Raw genomic sequence first — 21,418 nt, forward strand, 5'->3', positions numbered from 1 at the left:
TCAACGTTGAGTACGGCGTTGCCGCCTTCTCCGCACCACCAGCGAGTGCGGGCCTTATTTACCAAGCCCCCGGGGATGTTAGCGCTGGTTCGACCTGGCCCGGCTCACGGCGTTGGATTATCAAACCAAAAAGTGCCGGACCACGTCATCACATACTGCCGGGGGCGCCGCAAGGGAGTTTCAGGTGGCGGGTGCCAGACCGCGCTCGGTCAGCAGTTCCGTCAGCCGATCCACCACTTCCGGTATCGTCAGGCGCGTGGTGTCAAGCATGACGGCATCATCGGCCGGCTTGAGCGGGGCCACGCTGCGCTGCATATCGCGTGCATCGCGCGCCTGAATCTCCTTCAGAAGACTCGATAGACTAGCATCGACCCCCGCTTCCTGCAACTGGCGCTGGCGGCGGTGGGCCCGTTCCTCGGCGCTCGCCGTGAGGAAGATCTTCAGCGGCGCCTCGGTGAACACCACGGTCCCCATGTCGCGTCCGTCGGCGACCAGCCCGGGGGCCATACGAAAATCATGCTGGCGCTGCAGCAGGGCCTTTCGCACTGCCGGCAAGGCAGCGACCCGTGAGGCCGCATCACCCACCTGCTCGGTACGGATGGTCGAGGTGGCGTCCTCTCCCTCCAGCAGCACGCGAGTCGACTCGGGCTCGGCGACGAAGACCACGTCGAGGCCTGCCGCGACCTCGGCCAGGCTCGACTCGTCGTCCAGCGGGACCTCGTGCTTCACGGCCGCCAGGGCGGTCAGGCGATAGAGCGCCCCGCTGTCCAGCAGGTGCCAGCCCAGACGCTCTGCGACCAGGCGGCTGATAGTGCCCTTGCCGGCCCCGCCGGGGCCGTCGATGGTGAGTACCGGTGCCGTGTCCCTCATGACGCCTCCTGGTGTTCCTCGAGGGTCAGCCCGACGCGACGCGCCAGGTCGATGAAGCCGGGGAAGGAGGTGGCCACGTTGGCGCAGTCGTCGATCTCGATCGGCTCCCCGGCGCGAAGGGCCGCGATGGCAAACGACATCGCGATGCGGTGATCCCCCAGGCTGTCGATCCGTCCGCCGCCATAGTTGGCGCCCTCTGGGCGATCGCCACCGACGATGTCGATGCCGTCCTCGAGCAGGGTGTGCTCGACCCCGATGGTGGCGAGTCCGTCGGCCATGGCCTTGAGGCGGTCGGACTCCTTGACACGCAACTCCTCGGCCCCGCGCAGGCGCGTCACTCCCCGGGCGTTGGCCGCGGCGATGAACAGCGCCGGGAATTCGTCGATCGCCAGCGGCACCTGGTCCACAGGGATGTCGATGCCCTGGAGCGGCGCGTAGCGGATGTGCAGGTCGGCCACCGGCTCGCCGCCCACCTCATGCTCATTCTCCAGGCGCAGATCGGCGCCCATCAGCCTGAGGATGTTGATCACCCCGATGCGGGTCGGGTTGATGCCGACATGTTCGAGCACCAGGTCCGACCCCGGCGTGATCGCCGCCGCCACCAGGAAGAAGGTGGCGGAGGAGATGTCCGAGGGCACGTCGATGGGCGCGGCGGTCAGCCGACCGCCGCCCTCGAGCCAGCAGGTGTCCCCCTCGCGGTGGACCGCATAGCCGAAGCCGGAGAGCATCCGCTCGGTATGGTCGCGGGTCGGCGCCGGCTCGCGCACACGGGTCTCGCCCTCGGCATAGAGCCCGGCGAGCAGCAGGCAGGACTTCACCTGGGCGCTGGCCATGGGCATGTCATAGCGGATGCCCTTCAGCGACTTGCCGCCGTGGATGTGAAGTGGTGGCCGACCACCCTCGGCGGTATCGATCTCGGCACCCATGGCTCGCAGCGGATCTGCCACTCGGCCCATGGGACGCCGGGTCAGCGAGGCGTCACCGGTGAGTTGTGTGTCGAAGGCCTGACCGGCCAGAAGCCCCGAGAACAGCCGCATGGCGGTACCAGCGTTGCCCACGTAGAGCGGGCCGGCGGGAGCCTTGAGGCCGTGCATCCCGACACCGTGAATCGTCACGCGCCCCTGGTACGGGCCCTCGATGGCCACGCCCATCTCGCGGAAGGCCTGCAGGGTGGCCAGGCTGTCCTCGCCCTCGAGGAAGCCCTTGACCTCGGTGACGCCCTCGGCCAGCGCCCCGAGCATGATGGAGCGATGGGAGATCGACTTGTCGCCGGGCACGCGGATCCGCCCGGTGACGCTGCCGCCGGGGCTGGCCCGGAAGCTCAGCTTGCCGTGTTGTTGCATCTGGTACTCCGCCTGATAACTGGTCTGGTTGAGCAGGGATTCGAAATAGTGTCGGGCATGGCTGGCGCGGTCGAAGGTGGCCAGCATGGCATCGCCGTCGCCGCTCTCAACGGCGTGGCGAAGTCGCGACACCCCGGCCTCGAAGTCGTCCAGGGAAGCGAGTACCGCATCACGGTTGGCGATGAAGATGTCCCGCCACATCACCGGGTCGCTGCCGGCGATGCGGGTGAAGTCGCGAAACCCACCCGCGGCATAGCGGAAGATCTCCAGGCGCTCGTCCTGGCGGGCCAGGGTGTCGACCAGCGAGAACGCCAGCAGGTGCGGCAGGTGGCTGGTGCGGGCCAGCACCTGGTCGTGTCGGGCCACGTCCATCTCCAGCACCTCGGCCCCGGAGGCCTCCCAGAGCGCACGCACCCGGGCTGTGGCGGCCGGGTCGGTGTCTTGCTCGGGGGTGAGGATCACCTTGTGGCGGACATAGAGATCGGGGTCGGCGGCGGCCACGCCACTCTTCTCCGAACCGGCGATGGGATGGCCGAGCACCAGGTTCGCCGGCATCCGTCCGAAGGCGGCAATGGCCGCCTCGCGGATCGCCGACTTGGTGCTGCCGACATCGGTGACGACCACTCCCGGGGCGGCCCGTTCGAGACAACCGGCCAGTTCACGCATCACGCTGGCCATGGCCAGCACAGGCACCGCCAGCACCACCAGCGAGGCGCCCTCGATGAGCGGCGCCAGGCGGGTGTCACCCCGGTCGATCAGCCCCATCTCGATACCGCGTTCGATCTCGCCTGCATCCGGATCGCAGGCCAGGATCTCGGTTTTCGTCATCGTCCCGGCGGCACTGTTCTCAGCCGCCCCGAACCCGGCGGCTCGCAGGGCGGCGGCCAGCGAGCCGCCGATCAAGCCCAGCCCGACGATCAGGATGCGGGATTCGCGGACCTCCACGACCATGCCTAGAGCACGCCGACCGGGTAGGACCCCAGTACCTTCACGTCGGCGGCACGCAGCTTGACCTCCTCCAGCATGGCCGCGACACGCGGCTCCTCACGATGCCCCTTGAAGTCGATGAAGAAGACGTAGTTCCACACACCGCTGCGCGACGGGCGCGTCTCGAGGCGCGTCATGTCGATCTGGTGGCGATGGAAGGGCTCGAGCAGGTCGTGCAGTGCCCCGGGCTGATTGCGCATCGCGACCACCAGCGAGGTCTTGTCTTCACCGGACACGGGGACGTCCTGGTTGCCGATGATCAGGAAGCGCGTGGAGTTGTCCGGACGGTCCTCGATCTTCTCGGCCAGCCTGGACAGTCCATAGAGCTTGGCGGCCATGTCGCCGGCGATGGCCGCGCTGTGCCACTCGGTCTTGACCAGTCGAGCCGCCTCGGCATTGGAGGCGACCGGCACCCGCTCGGCCTGGGGGAAGTGGGCGTCGAGCCACTTGCGGCACTGCGCGAAGGACTGTGGGTGGGAGTAGATCCGTGACACCTTGTCCCGACGCGTGGTCTCGGATATCAGCAGGTGATGGTGGATGCGCAGCACTACCTCGCCGCAGATTCTCAGCGACGAGTCCATGAAGGAGTCGAGTGTGTGGTTGATCACCCCCTCGGTGGAGTTCTCCACCGGCACCACGCCATAGTTGACGGCGCCGGCCTCCACCTCGCGGAACACCTCATCGATGGCGGCCATCGGCAGGCTGATCGCGCTCTCACCGAAGTGTTTGAGGGCCGCCTGCTGGGTGAAGGTTCCCTCCGGCCCCAGGTAGGCGACCTTGACCGGCTGCTCCAGGGCCAGGCAGGCCGACATGATCTCGCGGAACAGCCGCGCCATCTCCTCGCTGTCCAGGGGGCCACTATTGAGCTCCATGACTCGGCGCAGCACCTGGGCCTCACGCTCGGGACGGTAGAAGACGCCGTCGGGTTCATACTCGGTCTTGATCGCGGCGACCTCCTGGGCACAGGCGGCGCGCTCGCTGATCAGGCGCAGGATATCGTTGTCCAGGGCGTCGATGCGCTGCCGAAGCGCGTCTAGGCTTACGAAAGGCTCGGTCATGAATTATCCCCTGCGTTTCTCGAAATCGGCCATGAAGGCGATCAGCGCCTCAACGGCGTCCTCGGGCACGGCATTGTAGAGGCTGGCTCGCATGCCGCCCACGCTGCGGTGCCCCTTGAGATTGAGCAGACCCGCCGCCTCGGCCTCGGCCAGGAAGTCCCGGTCGAGCCTGGGGTCGGCGAGCACGAAAGGCACGTTCATCCGCGAGCGATTACGGAGCGTGACCGGATTGGCATAGAGCGCGCTGTTGTCGATGGCGGCGTAGAGTCGGGAGGCCTTGCGGGTGTTAAGGGCATCCATGGAGGCCAGCCCGCCGATATCGCCCTTCAGCCAGTCGAAGACCAGCCCCGCCAGGTACCAGCTATAGGTGGCCGGGGTGTTGATCATGGAGCCGGCCTCGGCCAGCTCACGGTAGCCAAAGAGCGTGGGCATGTCGGCCCGGGCGCGATCCAGCAGGTCATCACGCACGATCACCACCACCAGGCCTGCCGGGCCGATGTTCTTCTGGGCACCGGCGTAGATCACTCCGAAACGGGAGACATCGATAGGTCCCGAGAGGATGCTCGAGGACATGTCACAGACCAGCGGCACCTCGGTGCCGTCCGAGCGGCGCAGCCCTCCCTCTACACTGCCGGGGATGTAGTCGAACTCGAGCCCCCCGATGGTCTCGTTGGCCGTGTAGTGCAGATAGGCGGCATCATCCGAGAGGACGATGTCCTCCTGACGCGGCACCGCGCTATGGCCGTTCTCCTCGCTGCTGGCGGCCACGTGCACGTCCCCGAACAGGTGGCGGGCCTCGGCGATGGCCTTCTTGCTCCAGATGCCGGTATGCAGGAAGTTGGCGCGGCCCCCGTGTCCCAGCAGGTTATAGGGCACCGCGGAGAACTGCAGGCTCGCGCCCCCCTGGGTGAAGAGGACATGGTAGTTGTCGGGAACCGCCAGCAGCTCGCGCAGGTCGGCCTCGGCCTGCTCGGCAATGGCCACGAACGCCTCGCCTCGGTGGCTCATTTCCATCACCGAGAGGCCCCGGCCTCGATAATCCAGCATCTCGTCCCGGGCGCGTTCCAGAACGGCCGCCGGCAGGGCGGCCGGGCCGGCACAGAAGTTGTAGTGACGTGTCATCAGCGTTGTGTGTCCTTATTCCTCGCCGGTGGTCGGTGCATCATCGCCGGCTGACGCGGCGCCTTCCTCGATGTCCGTTTCCACTGTCTCTCCGGATCCCACTGTCTCTTCGGACTCGCCCTCTTCGAGTTCGTCGACCCGAACGGTCTTGACCAGCTTCTCGTCGTTGCCCAGGCGGATCAGCATCACGCCCTGGGTGTTGCGCGAGGTGATGGATACCTCCTCGACCCGGGTGCGCACCAGGGTGCCGCGGTCGGTGATCAGCATCATCTCGTCAGAGGAATACACCTGCATGGCCGCCACCAGAGCGCCATTGCGCTCGCTGGTCTGCATCGCGATCACGCCCTGGCCGCCACGGCCTCGCAGCGGGAACTCCTCGAGACGGGAGCGCTTGCCGAAGCCGTTCTCGCTGGCGGTGAGTATATAGATCTGCCCACCGTTGCCGTTCTCGACGATCGCGTCTTCTTCGGCCTCGTCCTCGACGTCGGCCTCGGCATCGATCTGCTGGCTCTGCGGGATGATCAGGCTGATCACCTCGGCGCCACCCAGCAGGCGCATGCCACGCACGCCGCGGGCGGTGCGCCCCATGGCACGGACCCGGCCTTCCTCGAAGCGGATCGCCTTGCCGTTGGACGAGAGCAGCATGACATGGTCGCTGCCGCTGGTGATGGCGGCGCCCACCAGGCGATCGCCCTCCTCCAGGTCGATGGCGATCAGGCCCACGCTGCGCGGCCGCGAGAACTGCTCGAGGCTGGTGCGCTTGACGGTGCCACGCTCGGTGGCGAAGAAGATGTAGCTCTCCGGGTCGTAGTCACGCACCGGCAGGATGGCGTTGATGTCCTCGCCCTCGTCAAGCGGCAGCAGGTTGACCAGCGGCTTGCCACGGGAGCCACGGCTGGCCACCGGCATCTCGTAGACCTTCAGCCAGTAGACCTTGCCGCGGTTGGAAAAGAGCAGCACGGTATCGTGAGTCGAGGCCACCAGCAGGTGCTCGATGACATCCTCATCCTTCATGGCCGTGGCTGACTTGCCTCGACCACCACGACGCTGTGCCTGGTAATCGGAGAGCGGCTGGGTCTTGGCATAGCCGGTGCGAGACACGGTGACCACCATGTCCTCCTCGGCGATCAGGTCCTCGAGGCGCAGGTCCAGGTGACTGGCCTGGATCTCGGTCTTGCGCGGATTGCCGAACTGGTCGCGCACGGCGATGAGCTCCTCGCGGATCACCTCGAGCAGGCGGTCGGCGGAGGCCAGGATGGCGGTGAGCTCGGCGATCTTCTCGAGGATCGACAGGTATTCGTCGAGGAGCTTCTCGGTCTCGAGCCCGGTCAGGCGGTGCAGGCGCAGCTCGAGGATCGCCTGGGCCTGTGCCGGCGACAGGCGGTACTCACTGCCGGTCCGGCTGAGGCCGAAGCCCTCCTCAAGGTCCTCGGGCTTGCACGAGGTGGCGCCGGCACGCTCGAGCATGCCGGTGACCTGCCCAGGCTGCCAGGACTTGGCCAGCAACTTCTCCTTGGCCTCGGAGGCGTTCGTCGAGGCCTTGATCAGCTCGATCACCTCATCGATGTTGGAGATGGCGACAGCCAGGCCCTCGAGGATATGCCCACGCTCGCGGGCCTTCTTCAGCTCATAGAGGGTGCGCCGGGTGACCACCTCACGGCGGTGACGAATGAAAGCCTCGAGAATCTGCTTGAGATTCATGATCTTCGGCTGGCCATCCTCGATGGCGACCATGTTGATGCCGAAGACGGTCTGCAACTGGGTCTGGGCAAAGAGGTTGTTGACCACCACCTCGCCGGATTCGCCGCGCTTGACCTCGATCACCACCCGCAGGCCGTCCTTGTCGGACTCGTCGCGCAGTTCGGCAATACCCTCGATCTTCTTGTCCTTCACCAGCTCGGCGATCTTCTCGATCAGCCGCGCCTTGTTCACCTGGTACGGCAGTTCACTGACGATGATGTGGTCGCGACCGCTCTTGTCGTCATGCTCGATGGTATGGCAGGCACGCACATAGATGCGGCCGCGGCCGGTGCGATAGGCCTCGAGGATCCCGGCGCGGCCATTGATGATGGCACCAGTGGGGAAATCCGGCCCGGGGACATGCTCGATGAGATCGTCGACGCTCAGGGTGTAGTCGTCGATCAGGGTCAGACAGGCGTTGATCACCTCGAACATGTTGTGGGGCGGGATGTTGGTCGCCATGCCCACGGCGATGCCCGAGGAGCCGTTGATCAGCAGGTTCGGCACCTTGGTCGGCAGCACGTCGGGGATACGCTCGGTGCCATCGTAGTTATCGACCCAGTCGACGGTATCCTTCTCGAGGTCGGCCAGCAGCTCGTGGGCGAGCCTCGCCATGCGCACCTCGGTGTAACGCATGGCCGCCGCACTGTCGCCGTCGATGGAACCGAAGTTGCCCTGGCCATCCACCAGCACATGGCGCATCGAGAAGTCCTGGGCCATGCGCACGATGGTGTCGTAGACGGCACTGTCACCGTGGGGGTGGTACTTACCGATGACATCGCCCACCACACGGGCGGACTTCTTGTACGGCTTGTTCCAGTCGTTGCCGAGCTCGTGCATGGCGAACAGCACACGCCGGTGCACAGGCTTGAGGCCATCGCGCACGTCGGGCAGCGCACGGCCGATGATCACGCTCATCGCGTAATCGAGGTAAGACTGCTTGAGCTCGTCCTCGATGTTGACTGGCAGAATCTCTCTGGCGATGTCACCCATGGGTCGTCGAATCCTTTGCACTGCAACAGGTTGGCGCGTCACGCGACCATGTCATGGCGCGCAATAACAGCCTCGCATCATACCATCCCGGACGGTGATAAGGGAGCTATGGGAGCACCAGTCGTGCCATGATCTCGCGGATCTCACCGTCGATCGCCACCGCCCTTTCGGCCGCCACATCGAGCAGCACGAAGGTGATGTCGGCACGGGCCACCAGCTTGGTGTCGCAGACGCGGCGGACCTCCTGGTGGATGCAGGCACGACGCGAGCCGATCTCTGAGAGACGAGTGAGCACCTCCAGGTCATCGCCGGCCACGGCGGCGCGTCGGTAGTCGATGTTGAGGTTGACCGCGACGAAGGCCCGGTCCCCGCGCGCAAGGAACGCCGCCAGCCCGGGACGCTCGTCGAAGTAGGCCCAGCGGCCCTCCTCCAGAAATTCCAGGTAGCGAGCATTGTTGACGTGGCCATAGCCATCCAGGTGATAGCCCCTCACGCGCAGGGTGACACGGGAGATACGGGGATCCATGCTGACGGCTGCTGTCATGCTGACGGCTCCTGGGTTTGTGCAGAGAGATGTCGCAAAACCTCGATTCTAGTCACGCCGCCTCGCGAGGTTCAAACTTCCGTTTGAATTCGCCGTGCTTCCGATCAGGCCAAGCGCTGGCACCGGCGCGTTCCTTTGGCCATAATGTGCCCCCTTTTCTTTCGAGAAATGCTCCATGTGGTTCAAGCACTTGCATCTCTACCGCCTGCACGACGCCCCGCAGCTGGACGCCGCCAGCCTGGAAACCGCCCTGGGTGAGCAGGCCTTTCGCCCCCTGGGAGGCAACGAGGCTCGCCGGCTGGGCTGGTCCGCGCCTGCTGGCCGCGCCGGGACGCAGCTGCTGCATGAGTTGCAGGGCCAGCGGCTGATGACCGCGTTGCGCCAGGAGCGCATCCTGCCCGCTTCGGTGATCCGCGAGGAGGTCGAGGAGCGCAGCGAGGCGATCGAGGCCAGCGAGGGCCGCAAGCTGCCCCGCAAGGAGAAGCTGGCGATCAAGGAGCAGGTCTACGAGGAACTGCTGCCCCGCGCCTTCGTGCGCAGCCAGAAGGTCGACCTGTGGTGGGACAGCCGTCGCCAACTGATCGCCGTCAATGCCAGCTCGCGAACCCGCGCCGAGGAGCTTCTCGACCTGCTGCGGGAGACGCTGGGCAGCCTCAAGGTGACCCCGCTGGCCAGCCAGACGCTGCCCATGCGTGCCATGACCGCCTGGCTCGGCGACCCCGGTGCGCGGCCGGCCGACCTGGTGCTCGGCGACCAGGTGGAGCTGAAGGCCAAGGGGGATGATGGCGTTCTGCGCGCCCGTCAGGTCGACCTGGACAGCGACGAGATCCAGCAACTGCTGGAGAGCGGTCGCCAGGCCAGCAAGCTGGCGCTGTCGATCGAAGGCCAGCTAAGCTTCGTGCTGCATGATGACCTGACGATCAAGTCACTGCGTTTCGACGATGCCCTCATCGACGAGGCCTCCCAGACCGACGACGGCGATGACGCCCTGGTCCGGCTGGAGACCGATTTCCTGCTGATGACCCAGGCGCTGGCCGAGAATATCGAGCGCCTGATCGAGTGGCTGGGTGGTGAGGCCGGCAGTGCCGGCGACACACCCAGCGCCTGATCGCCTACGACCATAGCCTGGACCACATGACCGAGACTCACGACACCACCGCATTCGATCCCTGGGCCGATATCCGCCCCTATCAGGACGACGAGGTGGCCGAGGTGCTCAAGCGCCTCGGCCATGACCCCGAACTGCTGGACGCCCTGACCCGCTACCGCCTGCCGCGCCTGGCCCGCTACATGCCGCGGCTCTCGCGGGCCCTGGCCAGCTTCGCCATCCGTCGCGAGGTCCGCGGCGTTACCGGCGTGCACGACTTCCAGATGCGTATCGCCAGCTACATGCAGCGCATGCTCAGGAACTCCACCGACGACTTCCGGGTGAAGGGCCTGGATCGGCTGGACCCGGATACCGCCTACCTGTTCGTCGGCAACCATCGCGACATCTCGATGGACCCGGCCTTCGTCAACTACGCCCTCTATCTGGCCGGACGCGACACCGTGCGCATCGCCATCGGCGACAACCTGCTCAAGAAGCCCTTCGTCAACGACCTGATGCGCCTCAACAAGAGCTTCATCGTGCCGCGCAGCGCCCGCGGCAAGCGCGCCATGCTGGCCGCCTACCAGCAGCTCTCCGCCTACATCCGCCACTCCATTCTCGAGGACAACCACTCGATCTGGATGGCCCAGCGCGAGGGACGCGCCAAGGACGGCATCGACCGTACCGACCCGGCGATCATCAAGATGCTGACCATGGCGCGTCGCGGCGAGGATCGACAGGCAAGCATCGGCGAGGCCATCGCCGAGCTGCGCGTGGTTCCCGTGTCGATCAGCTACGAGTTCGACCCTTGCGACCTGCAGAAGGCCCGCGAGCTGCAGGCTCTCGAGTCCAGTGGCAACTATCAGAAGAGCGAGTTCGAGGACATCAGCTCCATCGTCGCCGGCATCACCGGCCACAAGGGGCGGGTCCAGCTCACCTTCGGCACGCCGCTGTCCGCCGATCTCGACGGCCCCGAGGCCGTGGCCGCCGAGGTCGACCGCCAGGTGCTGGCCGGCTACCACCTCTTCCCCAGTCACTATCTGGCCCTCGAGGCCCTGGGCGAAGCCCCTGACCTGCTGGACCTGAGCGAGGTCAGCGATGCCGACCGTGCTCGCTTCCAGGCCCGCCTGCAGGAGGTGCCCGACGAGCTTCGCCACTGGTGGCTGACCCAATATGCCAACCCGGTGCTCAGCAAGGCGGGGCGAAGCCGCTGAGGAACGAGGCGTGATGGACAAGGAACCGGGAACGAACGGGCAAGAGACTAACGGTAGCCACAGCAAGATGGACCGAGCCACCCAGACCCGTGAAGCCCACAAGGTCACCCTGATCGGCGCCCTCATCGACTTCGCCGTGGGTGTAGCCAAGATGATCACCGGCTTCACGGTGGGGTCGGCAGCCCTGGTGGCCGACGGCATCCACTCCTTCTCCGACATCCTCACGGATATCTTCGTTGTCGCGGCCACGCACTTCGGCCGCCAGGAACCCGACAATAACCACCCCTACGGCCACGGACGCATCGAGACTCTTGCGACCCTGTGGCTGGGCAGCGTGCTGATCTTCGTCGCCGGCGGCATCGCCTGGGCCAGCATCACCCGGCTCGTCGGCGGAGAACCGATCCCCGCCCCAGGCCTCTGGGCGATAGGTATTGCCGTGTTGGCACTGCTCGCCAAGGAGTGGATCTATCGCTACACCATGCAGGTGGCCAGGCGCGTCAATTCAAGGCTGCTTGAGGCCAACGCCTGGCATTCACGCTCCGACGCGCTTTCCACCCTGGTGGTGCTGGTCGGCCTGGTGGCGGCCCAGGTCGGCGTGGGCTGGATGGATGCCATCGCCGCCATCGTGGTGGGTATCATGGTCGGCCAGGTCGGCTGGCGCCTGTTGTGGGAATCCAGCCAGGAGCTGATCGACACCGCCCTGCCCACCGATGAGCGCGATGCCATGCAGCAGGCGGCCGAGGAAGTCTCCGGCGTGCGGAGCGTGCATGACCTGCGCACCCGCAAGCTCGGCAGCGACATCCTGCTCGACCTGCATATCGTGGTCCCCCCGCGTGTCACGGTGTCCGAGGCCCACGAGATCGGCAATGAGGCCAGCCGTCGGCTCCGCGAGGCCTTTCCCAACCTGCACGATGTGACCTTCCACATCGATCCAGAGGACGACTCGGGGGAAACCGAGCACAGCCTGCGTCCTGGCCTGCCGCTGAGGGCCGATGTCGAAGGAGTGCTCGACCGGGTCTGGAACGGCCTGCCGATCTGGCATGCCCGCGTCGCCCTGGACCTCCACTATCTTGACAACCAGGTCGATGTCTCTCTCTACGTCAATGCGCTGCCACCGGGGCAGGATCTCGACACGGCGGCCAACGAACTACGCCAGGCCGCGGCTCGGCTCGCCTGGGTCGGTCGCCTGCGGATCTGGGTCGGGCCTGGCAAGGGATGATCCTGCTGCAATGATGCACCCGAGCTTCCTCGCATTAGGTGGCCGCGCCCCCTAGACTTGAGCTAATGCTCATTCAGGCCTAACCCCATGCCTCCCCCATCGTGCCAGACACCGTCCTCACCTGGGCGCCGCCGTTTCCTGGCGGGGCTCGGTGGCCTGTGTCTCGCCATCGGCATGGGGCTACGTCCGTCTGCGGTGGTTGCCAACCTATCGCCAGAGCGTCTTCGCCGTAACATACAGGCGCAGTATGGCCAGGCTGGGTTGGCGATGCTCGAGGATTGGTTCAGGTTGCTCGAACGGTTGCGACCTGCCGACCTCCAGACCCGCCTTCGCGAGGTCAATGGATTCTTCAACCGAAATATCCGCTGGCTCGACGACATCGAGATCTGGAACCAGGAAGACTACTGGGCCACGCCGCTGGAGACCCTGGGCCGTCGCCAGGGCGACTGCGAGGATTTCTCCATCGCCAAGTACGTCACCCTCAAAGAACTGGGCGTTCCTGACGACGAGTTACGTCTTATCTACGTCCGCGCACGGATCGGCCGCAGCGGCATCACCCAGGCACACATGGTGCTGGGCTACTACGAGACACCCGCGGCGGACCCGCTGGTCCTGGACAACCTGATGCCCTCGATCACCCGCGGCTCGCTGCGCAATGACCTGGACCCGCTATTCAGCTTCAACGGCAGCGGCCTGTGGGCCGGTGGCTCGTCGCAATCACGCGCCGACCCACTAGCCCGGCTGTCTCGCTGGAGACGAGTGATCGACCGCATGCAACAGCAGGGATTCACACAAGGGGGATAGGACATGTCACTCATCAAGCAGCTCTGGCTGATCATCGTGGTACTGCTGCTGCTCGCCTTCGGGGGCAGCCTGTTCATCGGGGTAACCGCCAGTCGGGCCTACATCGAGCAGGAAGTGCTCATCAAGAACGCCGACAACGCCAACGCCCTGGCCCTCACGATGAGCCAGATGCCCAAGGATCCGGTGACGCTGGAGCTACTGGTCTCGGCCCAGTTCGACACCGGCCACTACCGGCGCGTGGAACTGCGCAGCCCCCAGGGCGAGATCATCGAGCAACGCCTCGCTAACGAGGCCATCGGGGACGTACCGACCTGGTTCGTCGACCTGGTGCGCTTCGACATCCCACCGGGCCAGGCCGTGGTACAGGACGGCTGGCAGCAGTTGGGCACCCTCGAACTTGAGAGCCAGCACAGTTTCGCCTACCGCTCACTGTGGCAAAGCACCCTCAGGCTAGTGGGCTGGTTCGGGCTGGCCGGCGTGATCAGCCTGCTAATGGCCTGGTGGATCGTCCACACCATCCGCCGCCCCCTGAGCGAGGTGGTCGATCAGGCCCTGGACATCGGCGCACGACGCTTCACCACCATTCGGGCCCCGCGCACCCGCGAGCTTCGCGAAGTCGTGGAGGCCATGAACCAGCTCTCCGCCGCGGTGAAGGTCATGCTCGACGAGGAGAGCCAGAAACTCGACCTGCTGCGGCGGCACCTGCAGCACGACCCGGTAACCGGCGTGATGAAGCGCGAGGCCTTTCTCTCGCAACTTCAGATCCACCTGGACAGCCAGGACGCCAGAGCCAGCGGCGCCCTGGTCCTGGTGCGCCTGGCGCACCTGTCGGAGATCAACGAAGGACTCGGTCGCGCCGAAACCGATGCCCTGCTGCATCAACTGGCCAGTGGCCTTTCCCACTTCGGCGCCTTCCGCGGTGGCGGCGTGATAGGACGACTCAACGGCAGCGACTTCGCTGTGCTGCTGCCCGGGGTCGCCGATCTGGAGCAGTTGCGAGATGATCTCGGCCGGCATCTCGCCTCGATGCGCGAGCAAATCGAGACACCGTTCGGGCTGCCCGGCGCCCTGATCGACTATGCCCAGGGTGACCGGCGCAGCGTGCTGCTGGCCAGCCTCGACGGCACCCTGTCGACCGCCGAAGCACGCAGCGACGCAGGCCTGGTGATCGCCGAAGGCCCTCAACGCCGAAGCATCTACACCAACCATGGAGAATGGCGCAACGCTCTCAAGGAAGCCATGTCCAGTGGCATCTATCTGGCTCACTACCCGGTGCTGAACACGAAAGGCGAGCTCATGCACTACGAGAGCCCTTCACGACTGCGTCTCAGCGGCCAATGGCAGCCCGCCGGGGTCTTCATGCCATGGATCTCGCGGTTGGAGCTCGACAGCCAACTCGACCTGGCGGTGATCGATGAAGCCATGCTGGACATCAACCAGCGCGGCAATCCGCTGGGCATCAACCTGTCGGCCGCCTCGATACAGGATTCCCGCTTCGTCATGGAGCTGCAGACCCGGCTCAAGGCCCGCCCCGACGTCGCCAGGCGGCTGTGGCTGGAACTGCCCGAATCCATGGCCATCCACGACCTGTCGAGCTTCCGCAGCCTCTGCCATGCCCTGCAGCCGCTGGGCTGCAGGATCGGCCTCGAGCATGTGGGCGCTTCCTTCACCCGGATCGCCGACCTTCAGGACCTCGGGCTCGCCTACCTCAAGTTCGACAAGTCATTGGTCAGTGGCATCGACAAGGTCATCGAGCAACAGACCATCCTGCGCGGCATGGCCACGCTCTGCCATTCGCTGGGCATCCTGGCCATCGGCGAGGGGGTCGAGAACCTGGAAGAGGCCACGATGCTCTTCGAGCTGGGCCTGGATGGCGCCACCGGGCCCGGGATTCGTCAGCACGACAAACCGATAAGCTGACCACAACGGGAAGAGCCGGCATCCGCGAGGATGCCGGCCCTTGCGATGGATGCCGAGCCTTGTCAAACCGGCCCTTTTGCAACCTCGCACCGGGTGCTCGAGCTAGATCACCCCACTCTCGTCGTCGCTGCTGGAGACCAGGTGCAGGCCATTGAGCCGGCGACGCAGCGCCTGGCGCTCCATCACCTTCTCCTGAGCCGGCTCCGGCAGGTCGGTGAAGCTGATCACCCCCTTGTCCATCAACAGCTCGATCACGTCCTCCAGTACCCGCACGAAGGCCAGGTCCGAGGACTGGAAATGCGCCACGCCCTTGGCGACATCCTTGTCTACCAGGAAGGTCAGCAATTCCGTGGAATCCGCCGGCAGGTACTCGTCGCACTCCGGCGTCTCCTCCCGGCTGACCAGCTCGATGCGACCGTCATTGTCGCGCTTTATGTACATGAAAGGCTCCTGAAGATTCTGGCTGCAGCATAGGTGGTTTGGATTGAAGAGAGCAAGACGGTGTCTAAAAAGCCAGCGCCCGGCAAGGCCGGGCGCTGGGGTTGATGCGCAGTAAATGGTCAATCAATATCGAGCTGGTTGGTGGCAATCAGAGAGTTTATGAAATCTGAAGAATTGGCTCCGTCCATGCTGACTCCATTCAAGGTGATGACCTGATCCGAATCAGCCGAATTAAAGCCACCCTCGAAGGCTCCGGTGGTGCTGACATGCAGCAGTGTGTTGCCTTGATCATCGTCGACGGCATGGAGGTAGTTATCGACACCGTCGTCACCCTGGAGCAGATCATTCAACTGGAGGACGTCACCTTCCTCCAACTCATTGAGGTTGAAGTCGGTAACGAGGTCTCTGGCCGGTGAGCCCGGATCGCCCTGATCTCCATCGGTACCGAAGTTCCAGACGAAGGTATCGGCGCCTAGGCCACCAGTCATGGTGTCATCACCAGGTCCGCCGTTGATTATGTCGTCTCCATTGCCACCAACTAGTGCATCAGTTCCTGAAGTACCCGCAATGGTTTCCAACACGATCTCACCACCATACGGATCTTCACCATCCAATGTGATGCTGAACTCTTGGCTGACCGAATCCCCATCGGCGTCAACGATTTCAACGCCAATATTGTCGAAGGAAAGGTCATCCGGCGGAGTAGTCTGAGCGTCTCCCACTTCAACACCGTTCAAGCGGAACGATCCATCGGTTTCCTGGCTCTCGACTTCCACACCATATATTGGCATACCTGCGATGTAACTGTCGTTACCACCAACTTCACTCCAATCAAGCTCAGTAATCTGAACCGACTCACCGCTTACTACCTCCAGATTAACCTGATCATAACTAGTGTGGTCCGCACTGGTAAATACCCGAACGACGATATCAGCACTTGTAATCCCCCCCGTATATCCCTCAGTAACAAATTTGAAGTCTCCAATACCCGCCGCAATTGTGATATCGGCATCATCAACAAAGGAGAACATGATGGATTGACCAGCTTGGATGGTCTGGCCATTAACGCCTTTAACAGCCCAGCCATTATTACTGGTGTTAACCAGATCATCGTCGTTACCACTTGTTACTTCAAGAATGCCGTCACCATCATCGCCGGAAACAATGATGTTGAAATTGGCCTCTGCACCAAGATCAACAATCAGAGAACCGGCAGGCCCTCCGGCTTTTGCACTCGTTGCAGCGACAGGAACGAAGTCCACTTCACCGTCTCGATGGAGCACCAGAAGCGAATCCTGCCCATCAGCATTCAACGTCAAGGTAGCAACAACTTCGTCCCCTTCCAGCAGATTCAGCACAATCGTGGACTCGGAACTGGACACCATTACTACATTGTCTGGCAAGGTCAGATTAACACTCTGGAAGCCATCAGCACCCAGCGACCAATCAGCAAACTGCCCGTAGAACGTTTCAGTGACATCAGGGTTCGGTGCCGCAATGCTAACCACACTATCCAAGTCACTGCCGTCATTCACCAGACTGAAAGCAGGCGCATCGTCATAGAAGGTCACCGCGCCGCCGATCTCCGCACTGGCGCTGTCGGTATCGCCGTCGGCGTCAGTCACGGTCACCGTGGCGGTGATCAGGCCCGCCAGGTCGAGGGTGTCGTTGGCATCATCGGGGTCCAGGTGCTCCAGCGGCACTTCCTGGGTCACCGTCAAGGTGCCGTTGGCGTTGATCACCACCGTGAAGGCAGTCCGGGTCGCGTTGTCACCGTCCACATACTGGCCGGTGATGGTGGTGGCATCGGTTTCTACCAGCGTGATCGCGTAGTCGCCCTGAGCGGTGGCCAGTGAGGTGGTGCCATCACCGCTCAACTCGAGGCCATAGACGGTGGCATTAGACGCTGCCGCGCCATCGGCACCGAACTGGGAGGTGACGCTGAGTATCGCGCTGTCGCTGGTATCACTGATCGGGAAGCCGGCCGGCGTAACAGCATCAGTCTCGTCAAGGCTGACGCTGGCCTCGCTGAGGCTGGCCGAGTCGATCCTCGGGCCGTCATCACTGAAGCGGACCCGACCACCCAGGTCGATCTCGGTGGTGTCCTCAGCAGTGTCGCCGTCAGCATCAATCACGGTGACCGTACCGGCTACCTCGACCTGACCATCGGCAAGGCTCAGCAGCTCGTCGCTGTAGTTCGCATCATCAGCGTCAACATGATCCAGAACAGCATGCTGCTCGAGGACCAACTCGCCATCCACGATGCTCAGCGTGAATACCTGATTGGCGGTGATCGTGTCTTCATCAGCATCGGCAGCCGCCGTGCTGCCGACGATGCTGTCGCCCACCTGGAACAGGCGTATATCGTCGCCACCGCTCTGCAGGTTGTTATCGGCCTGGCTGGCGGCAACTGTTCCTTGCGCAACCAGCAGGTTAAGGCCATAGCTCCAGGTTTCCGGGTCAGTGTCGGCTACACCATCGGCACCATAGCTGGTGCTCGCCGCCACACTGAACAGACCACTCAGTGTCAGGCTGTCGGTGTTGTCGGCCCCCACCAGAGCGTCGGCAGTCTCTAGCGGGTCGATCTCGCCATTGGAGACCTCCGCCGTAACACTCGGCCCATCATCGGTAAACCCGACATGTCCGCCAAGATCGAAGGAGGCGCTATCGCTGGCGGTATCGCCATCGCTATCGGTAATGGTCGCGGTGCCGGTCAGCACCACCAGACCCTCGGCCAGTTGCTGGATATCGGAGGCAAAGTCACCGGAAGTGGACAGGTCGTGATCGATCGGCTGAAGCTGCGTCAGCGTCACGACGCCACCGGCATCGACGTCAATGGTAAAGACAGTATTGCCGTCATTGACGATGGCGGTAGTTGGCGCGGTGGAACCAACAATGGTGCCATCGATGTCATGCAGGTAGATGGTGTCATCACCACTGGTCAGGCCGGAATCGACCCCGTTCGGTCCGCCGCTGACCAGGCCGAGGCTATATTGCCAGGTGATGCTGCCCGGGCCATCGGAACCATAATCGGAACTGACGACCTGAAAGCCGACCGTGAAGCTGGCTGAATCGCTTCCGGTCCCCTCAATGGTATCGACATCCCCGGTAATCAGGACAATGGGCTGACTACTGATGTCGATGTCGATGCTCGGCTGGCCGTCGACGGGCACTTCTTCGATCGTTTGCCCCTCAATGAACGTCGGCTCGTCGAGAGAGGTCTGGCCGAATTGGAAGGAGAGCGGGTCGAGGTTTTCGGCGATGCGGGCCAGCCGTACGAAGTCATGACCGCCACCATCGCCACCGGCGCCGCCACCGGCCGCGGTGGCATCGAGGTCCGCGAGCAGGTCACCCTCGCCGTCCTCGATGGCCGCGAGCAGGGCCTCGAGGTCCTCGTCCTGGACGCTCGCGTCTTCCGCGGCGACCTCCTGACCGGCGGCGAGCTCCGGCGTCATCACGATCTGCTGGGCACCACTGATCACGGTGGGGCCGGCATTGTCGCCGAAGTCGAGCTCGACACGGGCGTTATCGGCGGTGACGAGGGTCTCGCCTTCCTGAAGGACGTCACCGACGCTGAGTTCTCGCAGGTTGCCATCGGCGTCGCGCGCCCAGGCCTGACCGATGATGGCGATGACTGTTGCAATAGGCATGATATGTCTCCCAGCGTGATGATCATGGTCGGTTAGCGTCGCCTCAATGGCTCATTGCCATACGAAAGAACACAACCGATTACAGTTCATGACATTCAAGATAGGAAGGATCGTGTCAGGTGGGTATTGGACCGTTGGACAGGTCTGATTGACATCAACGCATATATGCTTGCCAATCTTATCGCCATATGGAGAATAGCGCCACGCCCTCAGGGAAGCCATGTGCAGTGGCATCGACAAGATCATCGAGCAACAGACCATACTGCGCGGCATGGCCACGCTCTGCCATTCGCTGGGCATCCTGGCCATCGGCGAAGGGGTCGAGAACCTGGAAGAGGCCACGATGCTCTTCGAGCTGGGCCTGGATGGCGCTACCGGGCCTGGAATTCGTCAGCACGACAAACCGATAAGCTGACCACCACGGCAAGGGCCGGCATCCGCGAGGATGCCGGCCCTTGTGATTGAACCCGAGCCTTGTCAAACCGGCCCTTCTGCAACCTTGACCGGGAATTGGAGCTAGATCACCCCACTCTCGTCGTCGCTGCTGGAGACCAGGTGCAGGCCATTGAGCCGGCGACGCAGCGTCTGGCGCTCCATCACCTTCTCCTGAGCCGGTTCCGGCAGGTCGGTGAAGCTGATCACCCCCTTGTCCATCAACAGCTCGATCACGTCCTCCAGTACCCGCACGAAGGCCAGGTCCGAGGACTGGAAATGCGCCACGCCCTTGGCGACATCCTTGTCTACCAGGAAGGTCAGCAACTCCGTGGAATCCGCCGGCATGTACTCGTCGCACTCCGACGTCTCCTCACGGCTGACCAGCTCTATGCGATCATCGTCGTCGCGCTTGATGTACATATTGACCTCTCCGGACACTTGTTCTGGAAGCTTAGCAAAAAAACCCGCCCGAGATACCGGGCGGGGCGAGGATGGATCAATCTGAGGTGATTATTGGTCGATATTTATCTGACCGGTTGCGATAAGGTGCTGGATCAGATCCTCGCCATTATCGAAGGGTGCCTCGGTAGCAGGATCAATCCAGCTATCGAAACCTTTATCTACAAGTGTGATGACTTGGTCAGCATTGGTTCCATCGCTATCGATGGCAACAGCTCCATCAGCACCACCATCGTGCTTGATATAGAGAAGCAGATTACCCGCACCTTCCTTGGCAACAATGTAGGAATCGATATTGCCGGCATCCTCGCCCTCAAGAAGATCAGCAATATTCAACACATCCCCTTCGGCCGAAGTGAAGTCCGTCACTGTGTCCTCGGCCGGATCAGTAGAGGTGCCCTCATCGTTGAGGTTCCAGACGAAGGTATCGGCGCCAGAAATACCTTCCAGCACATCGTTGCCCGGAGTTCCGTAAATCACGTCATTCCCAGGGGTACCCGTTATAGTGTAAGCACCATCATCCTCTGTCTTGACAAGAACAGAAAAGTCTGTCGAGGCCCCATCATTATCAGAGTCGGTACCAGTGAGTGAGAATTCAAGCTCATAGTCGTCGGGGAATTCTTGGGTAGAGTAGCCCAAGGCAACACCGGAGATTTTGAACTGCACAGAGTCATCAGATGACTGGATAGAGAGGTAATCCACCTCTTTCGCCGGATCAAGATTAATCGTCACCTCATGATATTTGTTGTCCCCTGTACCGAGCTGGGGTCCTACTATCACATTGATGGTTTCCGATGGAGCACCCTCGTAAAAGACGTTAAATGTCACCACGTCCTCAGATTTCAGGCCAGCAGTAGCTCCCAAAGTGAGAGTCAAATTTGATATTGAAGCATTCGAATCATCTCCTGCTGTGGTCTTCTCAACATCAAACTTCAAAACATCGCCGCCATGCACCACATTATCGGCAACACCTAGCTGTGTAGATGAAATCGTAAGAGTCGAGGGAGCATCATCGATTAAACCGGTCAGTACAAGACTGAACAATCCACCGAACAACCCACTGTCAAAAGTATAGCTCTCCAGCCCACTACCTCCAGTGATACCCTGAAGTAACTGAGGAACCTGAGTCTCAGTCACGGGCTTCGGATTGACAAGTTCAAAGTCGTAGGTGCCATCTGACAGGATGGTCAGTTTGAAGAACTCCTCCGAATTATCTCCAGTAGTCTGGGCAATGAAGGTGTTGTTCCCGTCATAGACAAGTTCAAAGCCATCGCCATCTGGTTGATTATTCCACACCAGCGAGCCGTCTCCGAAACTGTCCAGGAATGACTGGGCATCAGCACCCACATCGAAATCAAGAACCCCAGAGTAAATGCCTGCGAGGTTAGCAATAGCAAGGTTGGAAGTGGTGATGGTCGGCACGTCATCGTCGAAGCTGACGTTGCCGCCCAGGTCCACGCTTACCGTGGTGGTCGCCGTGTCGTTGTCACTGTCGACGGCAGTCGCCGTCGCGCTCAAGGTCACCAGGCCGT

Annotated in this window: 16 protein-coding genes; 6 read left to right on the forward strand and 10 right to left on the reverse strand. The window is 62.9% G+C overall.

Translation table 11 applies throughout. The features are described from left to right. Positions 1 to 180: 180 nt before the first annotated feature. From cmk to ABE960_RS08970, 6 genes are all read right to left on the reverse strand, one after another. Positions 181 to 870, reverse strand: coding sequence for a (d)CMP kinase (gene cmk, locus ABE960_RS08945; RefSeq protein ID WP_349761900.1), 690 nt, complete (start codon positions 868 to 870; stop codon positions 181 to 183). Further along, positions 867 to 3,164 carry a bifunctional prephenate dehydrogenase/3-phosphoshikimate 1-carboxyvinyltransferase gene (locus tag ABE960_RS08950; RefSeq protein WP_349761901.1) on the reverse strand — a complete coding sequence of 766 codons (2,298 nt, stop codon included), beginning with the start codon at positions 3,162 to 3,164 and terminating at the stop codon, positions 867 to 869. The genes cmk and ABE960_RS08950 overlap by 4 nt, the downstream gene beginning before the upstream one ends. 2 nt (positions 3,165 to 3,166) lie before the next feature. Further along, complete coding sequence (pheA, locus tag ABE960_RS08955) at positions 3,167 to 4,258, reverse strand: prephenate dehydratase (RefSeq protein WP_349761902.1); 1,092 nt, start codon at positions 4,256 to 4,258, stop codon at positions 3,167 to 3,169. A gap of 3 nt (positions 4,259 to 4,261) precedes the next feature. Next, entirely contained in the window at positions 4,262 to 5,380 is a 1,119-nt protein-coding gene (gene serC, locus ABE960_RS08960; RefSeq protein ID WP_349761903.1) for a 3-phosphoserine/phosphohydroxythreonine transaminase, read from the reverse strand. A gap of 15 nt (positions 5,381 to 5,395) precedes the next feature. Beyond that, a complete protein-coding gene (gene gyrA, locus ABE960_RS08965) occupies positions 5,396 to 8,113 on the reverse strand; it encodes a DNA gyrase subunit A (RefSeq protein WP_349761904.1) in 2,718 nt (905 codons plus the stop codon). A gap of 106 nt (positions 8,114 to 8,219) precedes the next feature. Beyond that, positions 8,220 to 8,639, reverse strand: a complete 420-nt coding sequence (locus ABE960_RS08970; RefSeq protein ID WP_349761932.1) for an acyl-CoA thioesterase — start codon at positions 8,637 to 8,639, stop codon at positions 8,220 to 8,222. 193 nt (positions 8,640 to 8,832) lie between these two features. Between ABE960_RS08970 and ABE960_RS08975 the strand changes: the two genes are divergently transcribed. The 5 genes from ABE960_RS08975 to ABE960_RS08995 all read left to right on the forward strand — a co-directional run bounded on the left by ABE960_RS08975 (position 8,833) and on the right by ABE960_RS08995 (position 14,901). Further along, positions 8,833 to 9,765 (forward strand): recombination-associated protein RdgC, encoded by a 933-nt coding sequence (locus tag ABE960_RS08975; RefSeq protein WP_349761905.1) that lies wholly within the window; start codon positions 8,833 to 8,835, stop codon positions 9,763 to 9,765. A 26-nt stretch (positions 9,766 to 9,791) separates the two neighbouring features. Then, positions 9,792 to 10,958, forward strand: coding sequence for a 1-acyl-sn-glycerol-3-phosphate acyltransferase (locus tag ABE960_RS08980; RefSeq protein ID WP_349761906.1), 1,167 nt, complete (start codon positions 9,792 to 9,794; stop codon positions 10,956 to 10,958). A gap of 13 nt (positions 10,959 to 10,971) precedes the next feature. Continuing rightward, complete coding sequence (locus ABE960_RS08985) at positions 10,972 to 12,177, forward strand: cation diffusion facilitator family transporter (protein ID WP_432765356.1); 1,206 nt, start codon at positions 10,972 to 10,974, stop codon at positions 12,175 to 12,177. A 267-nt stretch (positions 12,178 to 12,444) separates the two neighbouring features. After that, complete coding sequence (locus ABE960_RS08990; protein ID WP_432765357.1) at positions 12,445 to 12,981, forward strand: transglutaminase-like cysteine peptidase; 537 nt, start codon at positions 12,445 to 12,447, stop codon at positions 12,979 to 12,981. A 3-nt stretch (positions 12,982 to 12,984) separates the two neighbouring features. Next, positions 12,985 to 14,901 carry an EAL domain-containing protein gene (locus tag ABE960_RS08995; protein WP_349761907.1) on the forward strand — a complete coding sequence of 639 codons (1,917 nt, stop codon included), beginning with the start codon at positions 12,985 to 12,987 and terminating at the stop codon, positions 14,899 to 14,901. A 102-nt stretch (positions 14,902 to 15,003) separates the two neighbouring features. Here the strand turns inward: ABE960_RS08995 and ABE960_RS09000 are convergent, their stop codons facing one another. After that, on the reverse strand, positions 15,004 to 15,342 hold the full coding sequence (locus ABE960_RS09000; RefSeq protein WP_349761908.1) for a tryptophan synthase subunit beta like protein: 339 nt from the start codon (positions 15,340 to 15,342) through the stop codon (positions 15,004 to 15,006). 119 nt (positions 15,343 to 15,461) lie between these two features. After that, entirely contained in the window at positions 15,462 to 18,992 is a 3,531-nt protein-coding gene (locus ABE960_RS09005; protein ID WP_349761909.1) for a retention module-containing protein, read from the reverse strand. 220 nt (positions 18,993 to 19,212) lie between these two features. Between ABE960_RS09005 and ABE960_RS09010 the strand changes: the two genes are divergently transcribed. Further along, positions 19,213 to 19,407 carry an EAL domain-containing protein gene (locus ABE960_RS09010; RefSeq protein ID WP_349761910.1) on the forward strand — a complete coding sequence of 65 codons (195 nt, stop codon included), beginning with the start codon at positions 19,213 to 19,215 and terminating at the stop codon, positions 19,405 to 19,407. Positions 19,408 to 19,508: 101 nt separating this feature from the next. On the opposite strand, the gene ABE960_RS09015 is transcribed toward ABE960_RS09010, so the two are convergent. After that, a complete protein-coding gene (locus ABE960_RS09015) occupies positions 19,509 to 19,847 on the reverse strand; it encodes a tryptophan synthase subunit beta like protein (RefSeq protein WP_349761911.1) in 339 nt (112 codons plus the stop codon). A 90-nt stretch (positions 19,848 to 19,937) separates the two neighbouring features. After that, positions 19,938 to 21,418: type I secretion C-terminal target domain-containing protein (locus ABE960_RS09020; protein WP_349761912.1), on the reverse strand; the 1,481-nt coding region annotated here is incomplete at its 5' end.

Origin of the sequence: Halomonas aquatica, assembly GCF_040196335.1 — a bacterium.
Lineage (GTDB): Bacteria > Pseudomonadota > Gammaproteobacteria > Pseudomonadales > Halomonadaceae > Halomonas > Halomonas aquatica.

What these genes read in the sequence shown, in the direction of transcription:
- cmk (WP_349761900.1), bottom strand. Translation starts at nt 870, where the DNA reads ATGAGGGACACGGCACCGGTACTCACCATCGACGGCCCCGGCGGGGCC.
- ABE960_RS08950 (WP_349761901.1), bottom strand. Translation starts at nt 3,164, where the DNA reads ATGGTCGTGGAGGTCCGCGAATCCCGCATCCTGATCGTCGGGCTGGGC.
- pheA (WP_349761902.1), bottom strand. Translation starts at nt 4,258, where the DNA reads ATGACCGAGCCTTTCGTAAGCCTAGACGCGCTTCGGCAGCGCATCGAC.
- serC (WP_349761903.1), bottom strand. Translation starts at nt 5,380, where the DNA reads ATGACACGTCACTACAACTTCTGTGCCGGCCCGGCCGCCCTGCCGGCG.
- gyrA (WP_349761904.1), bottom strand. Translation starts at nt 8,113, where the DNA reads ATGGGTGACATCGCCAGAGAGATTCTGCCAGTCAACATCGAGGACGAG.
- ABE960_RS08970 (WP_349761932.1), bottom strand. Translation starts at nt 8,639, where the DNA reads ATGGATCCCCGTATCTCCCGTGTCACCCTGCGCGTGAGGGGCTATCAC.
- ABE960_RS08975 (WP_349761905.1), top strand. Translation starts at nt 8,833, where the DNA reads ATGTGGTTCAAGCACTTGCATCTCTACCGCCTGCACGACGCCCCGCAG.
- ABE960_RS08980 (WP_349761906.1), top strand. Translation starts at nt 9,792, where the DNA reads ATGACCGAGACTCACGACACCACCGCATTCGATCCCTGGGCCGATATC.
- ABE960_RS08985 (WP_432765356.1), top strand. Translation starts at nt 10,972, where the DNA reads ATGGACAAGGAACCGGGAACGAACGGGCAAGAGACTAACGGTAGCCAC.
- ABE960_RS08990 (WP_432765357.1), top strand. Translation starts at nt 12,445, where the DNA reads ATGCTCGAGGATTGGTTCAGGTTGCTCGAACGGTTGCGACCTGCCGAC.
- ABE960_RS08995 (WP_349761907.1), top strand. Translation starts at nt 12,985, where the DNA reads ATGTCACTCATCAAGCAGCTCTGGCTGATCATCGTGGTACTGCTGCTG.
- ABE960_RS09000 (WP_349761908.1), bottom strand. Translation starts at nt 15,342, where the DNA reads ATGTACATAAAGCGCGACAATGACGGTCGCATCGAGCTGGTCAGCCGG.
- ABE960_RS09005 (WP_349761909.1), bottom strand. Translation starts at nt 18,992, where the DNA reads ATGCCTATTGCAACAGTCATCGCCATCATCGGTCAGGCCTGGGCGCGC.
- ABE960_RS09010 (WP_349761910.1), top strand. Translation starts at nt 19,213, where the DNA reads ATGTGCAGTGGCATCGACAAGATCATCGAGCAACAGACCATACTGCGC.
- ABE960_RS09015 (WP_349761911.1), bottom strand. Translation starts at nt 19,847, where the DNA reads ATGTACATCAAGCGCGACGACGATGATCGCATAGAGCTGGTCAGCCGT.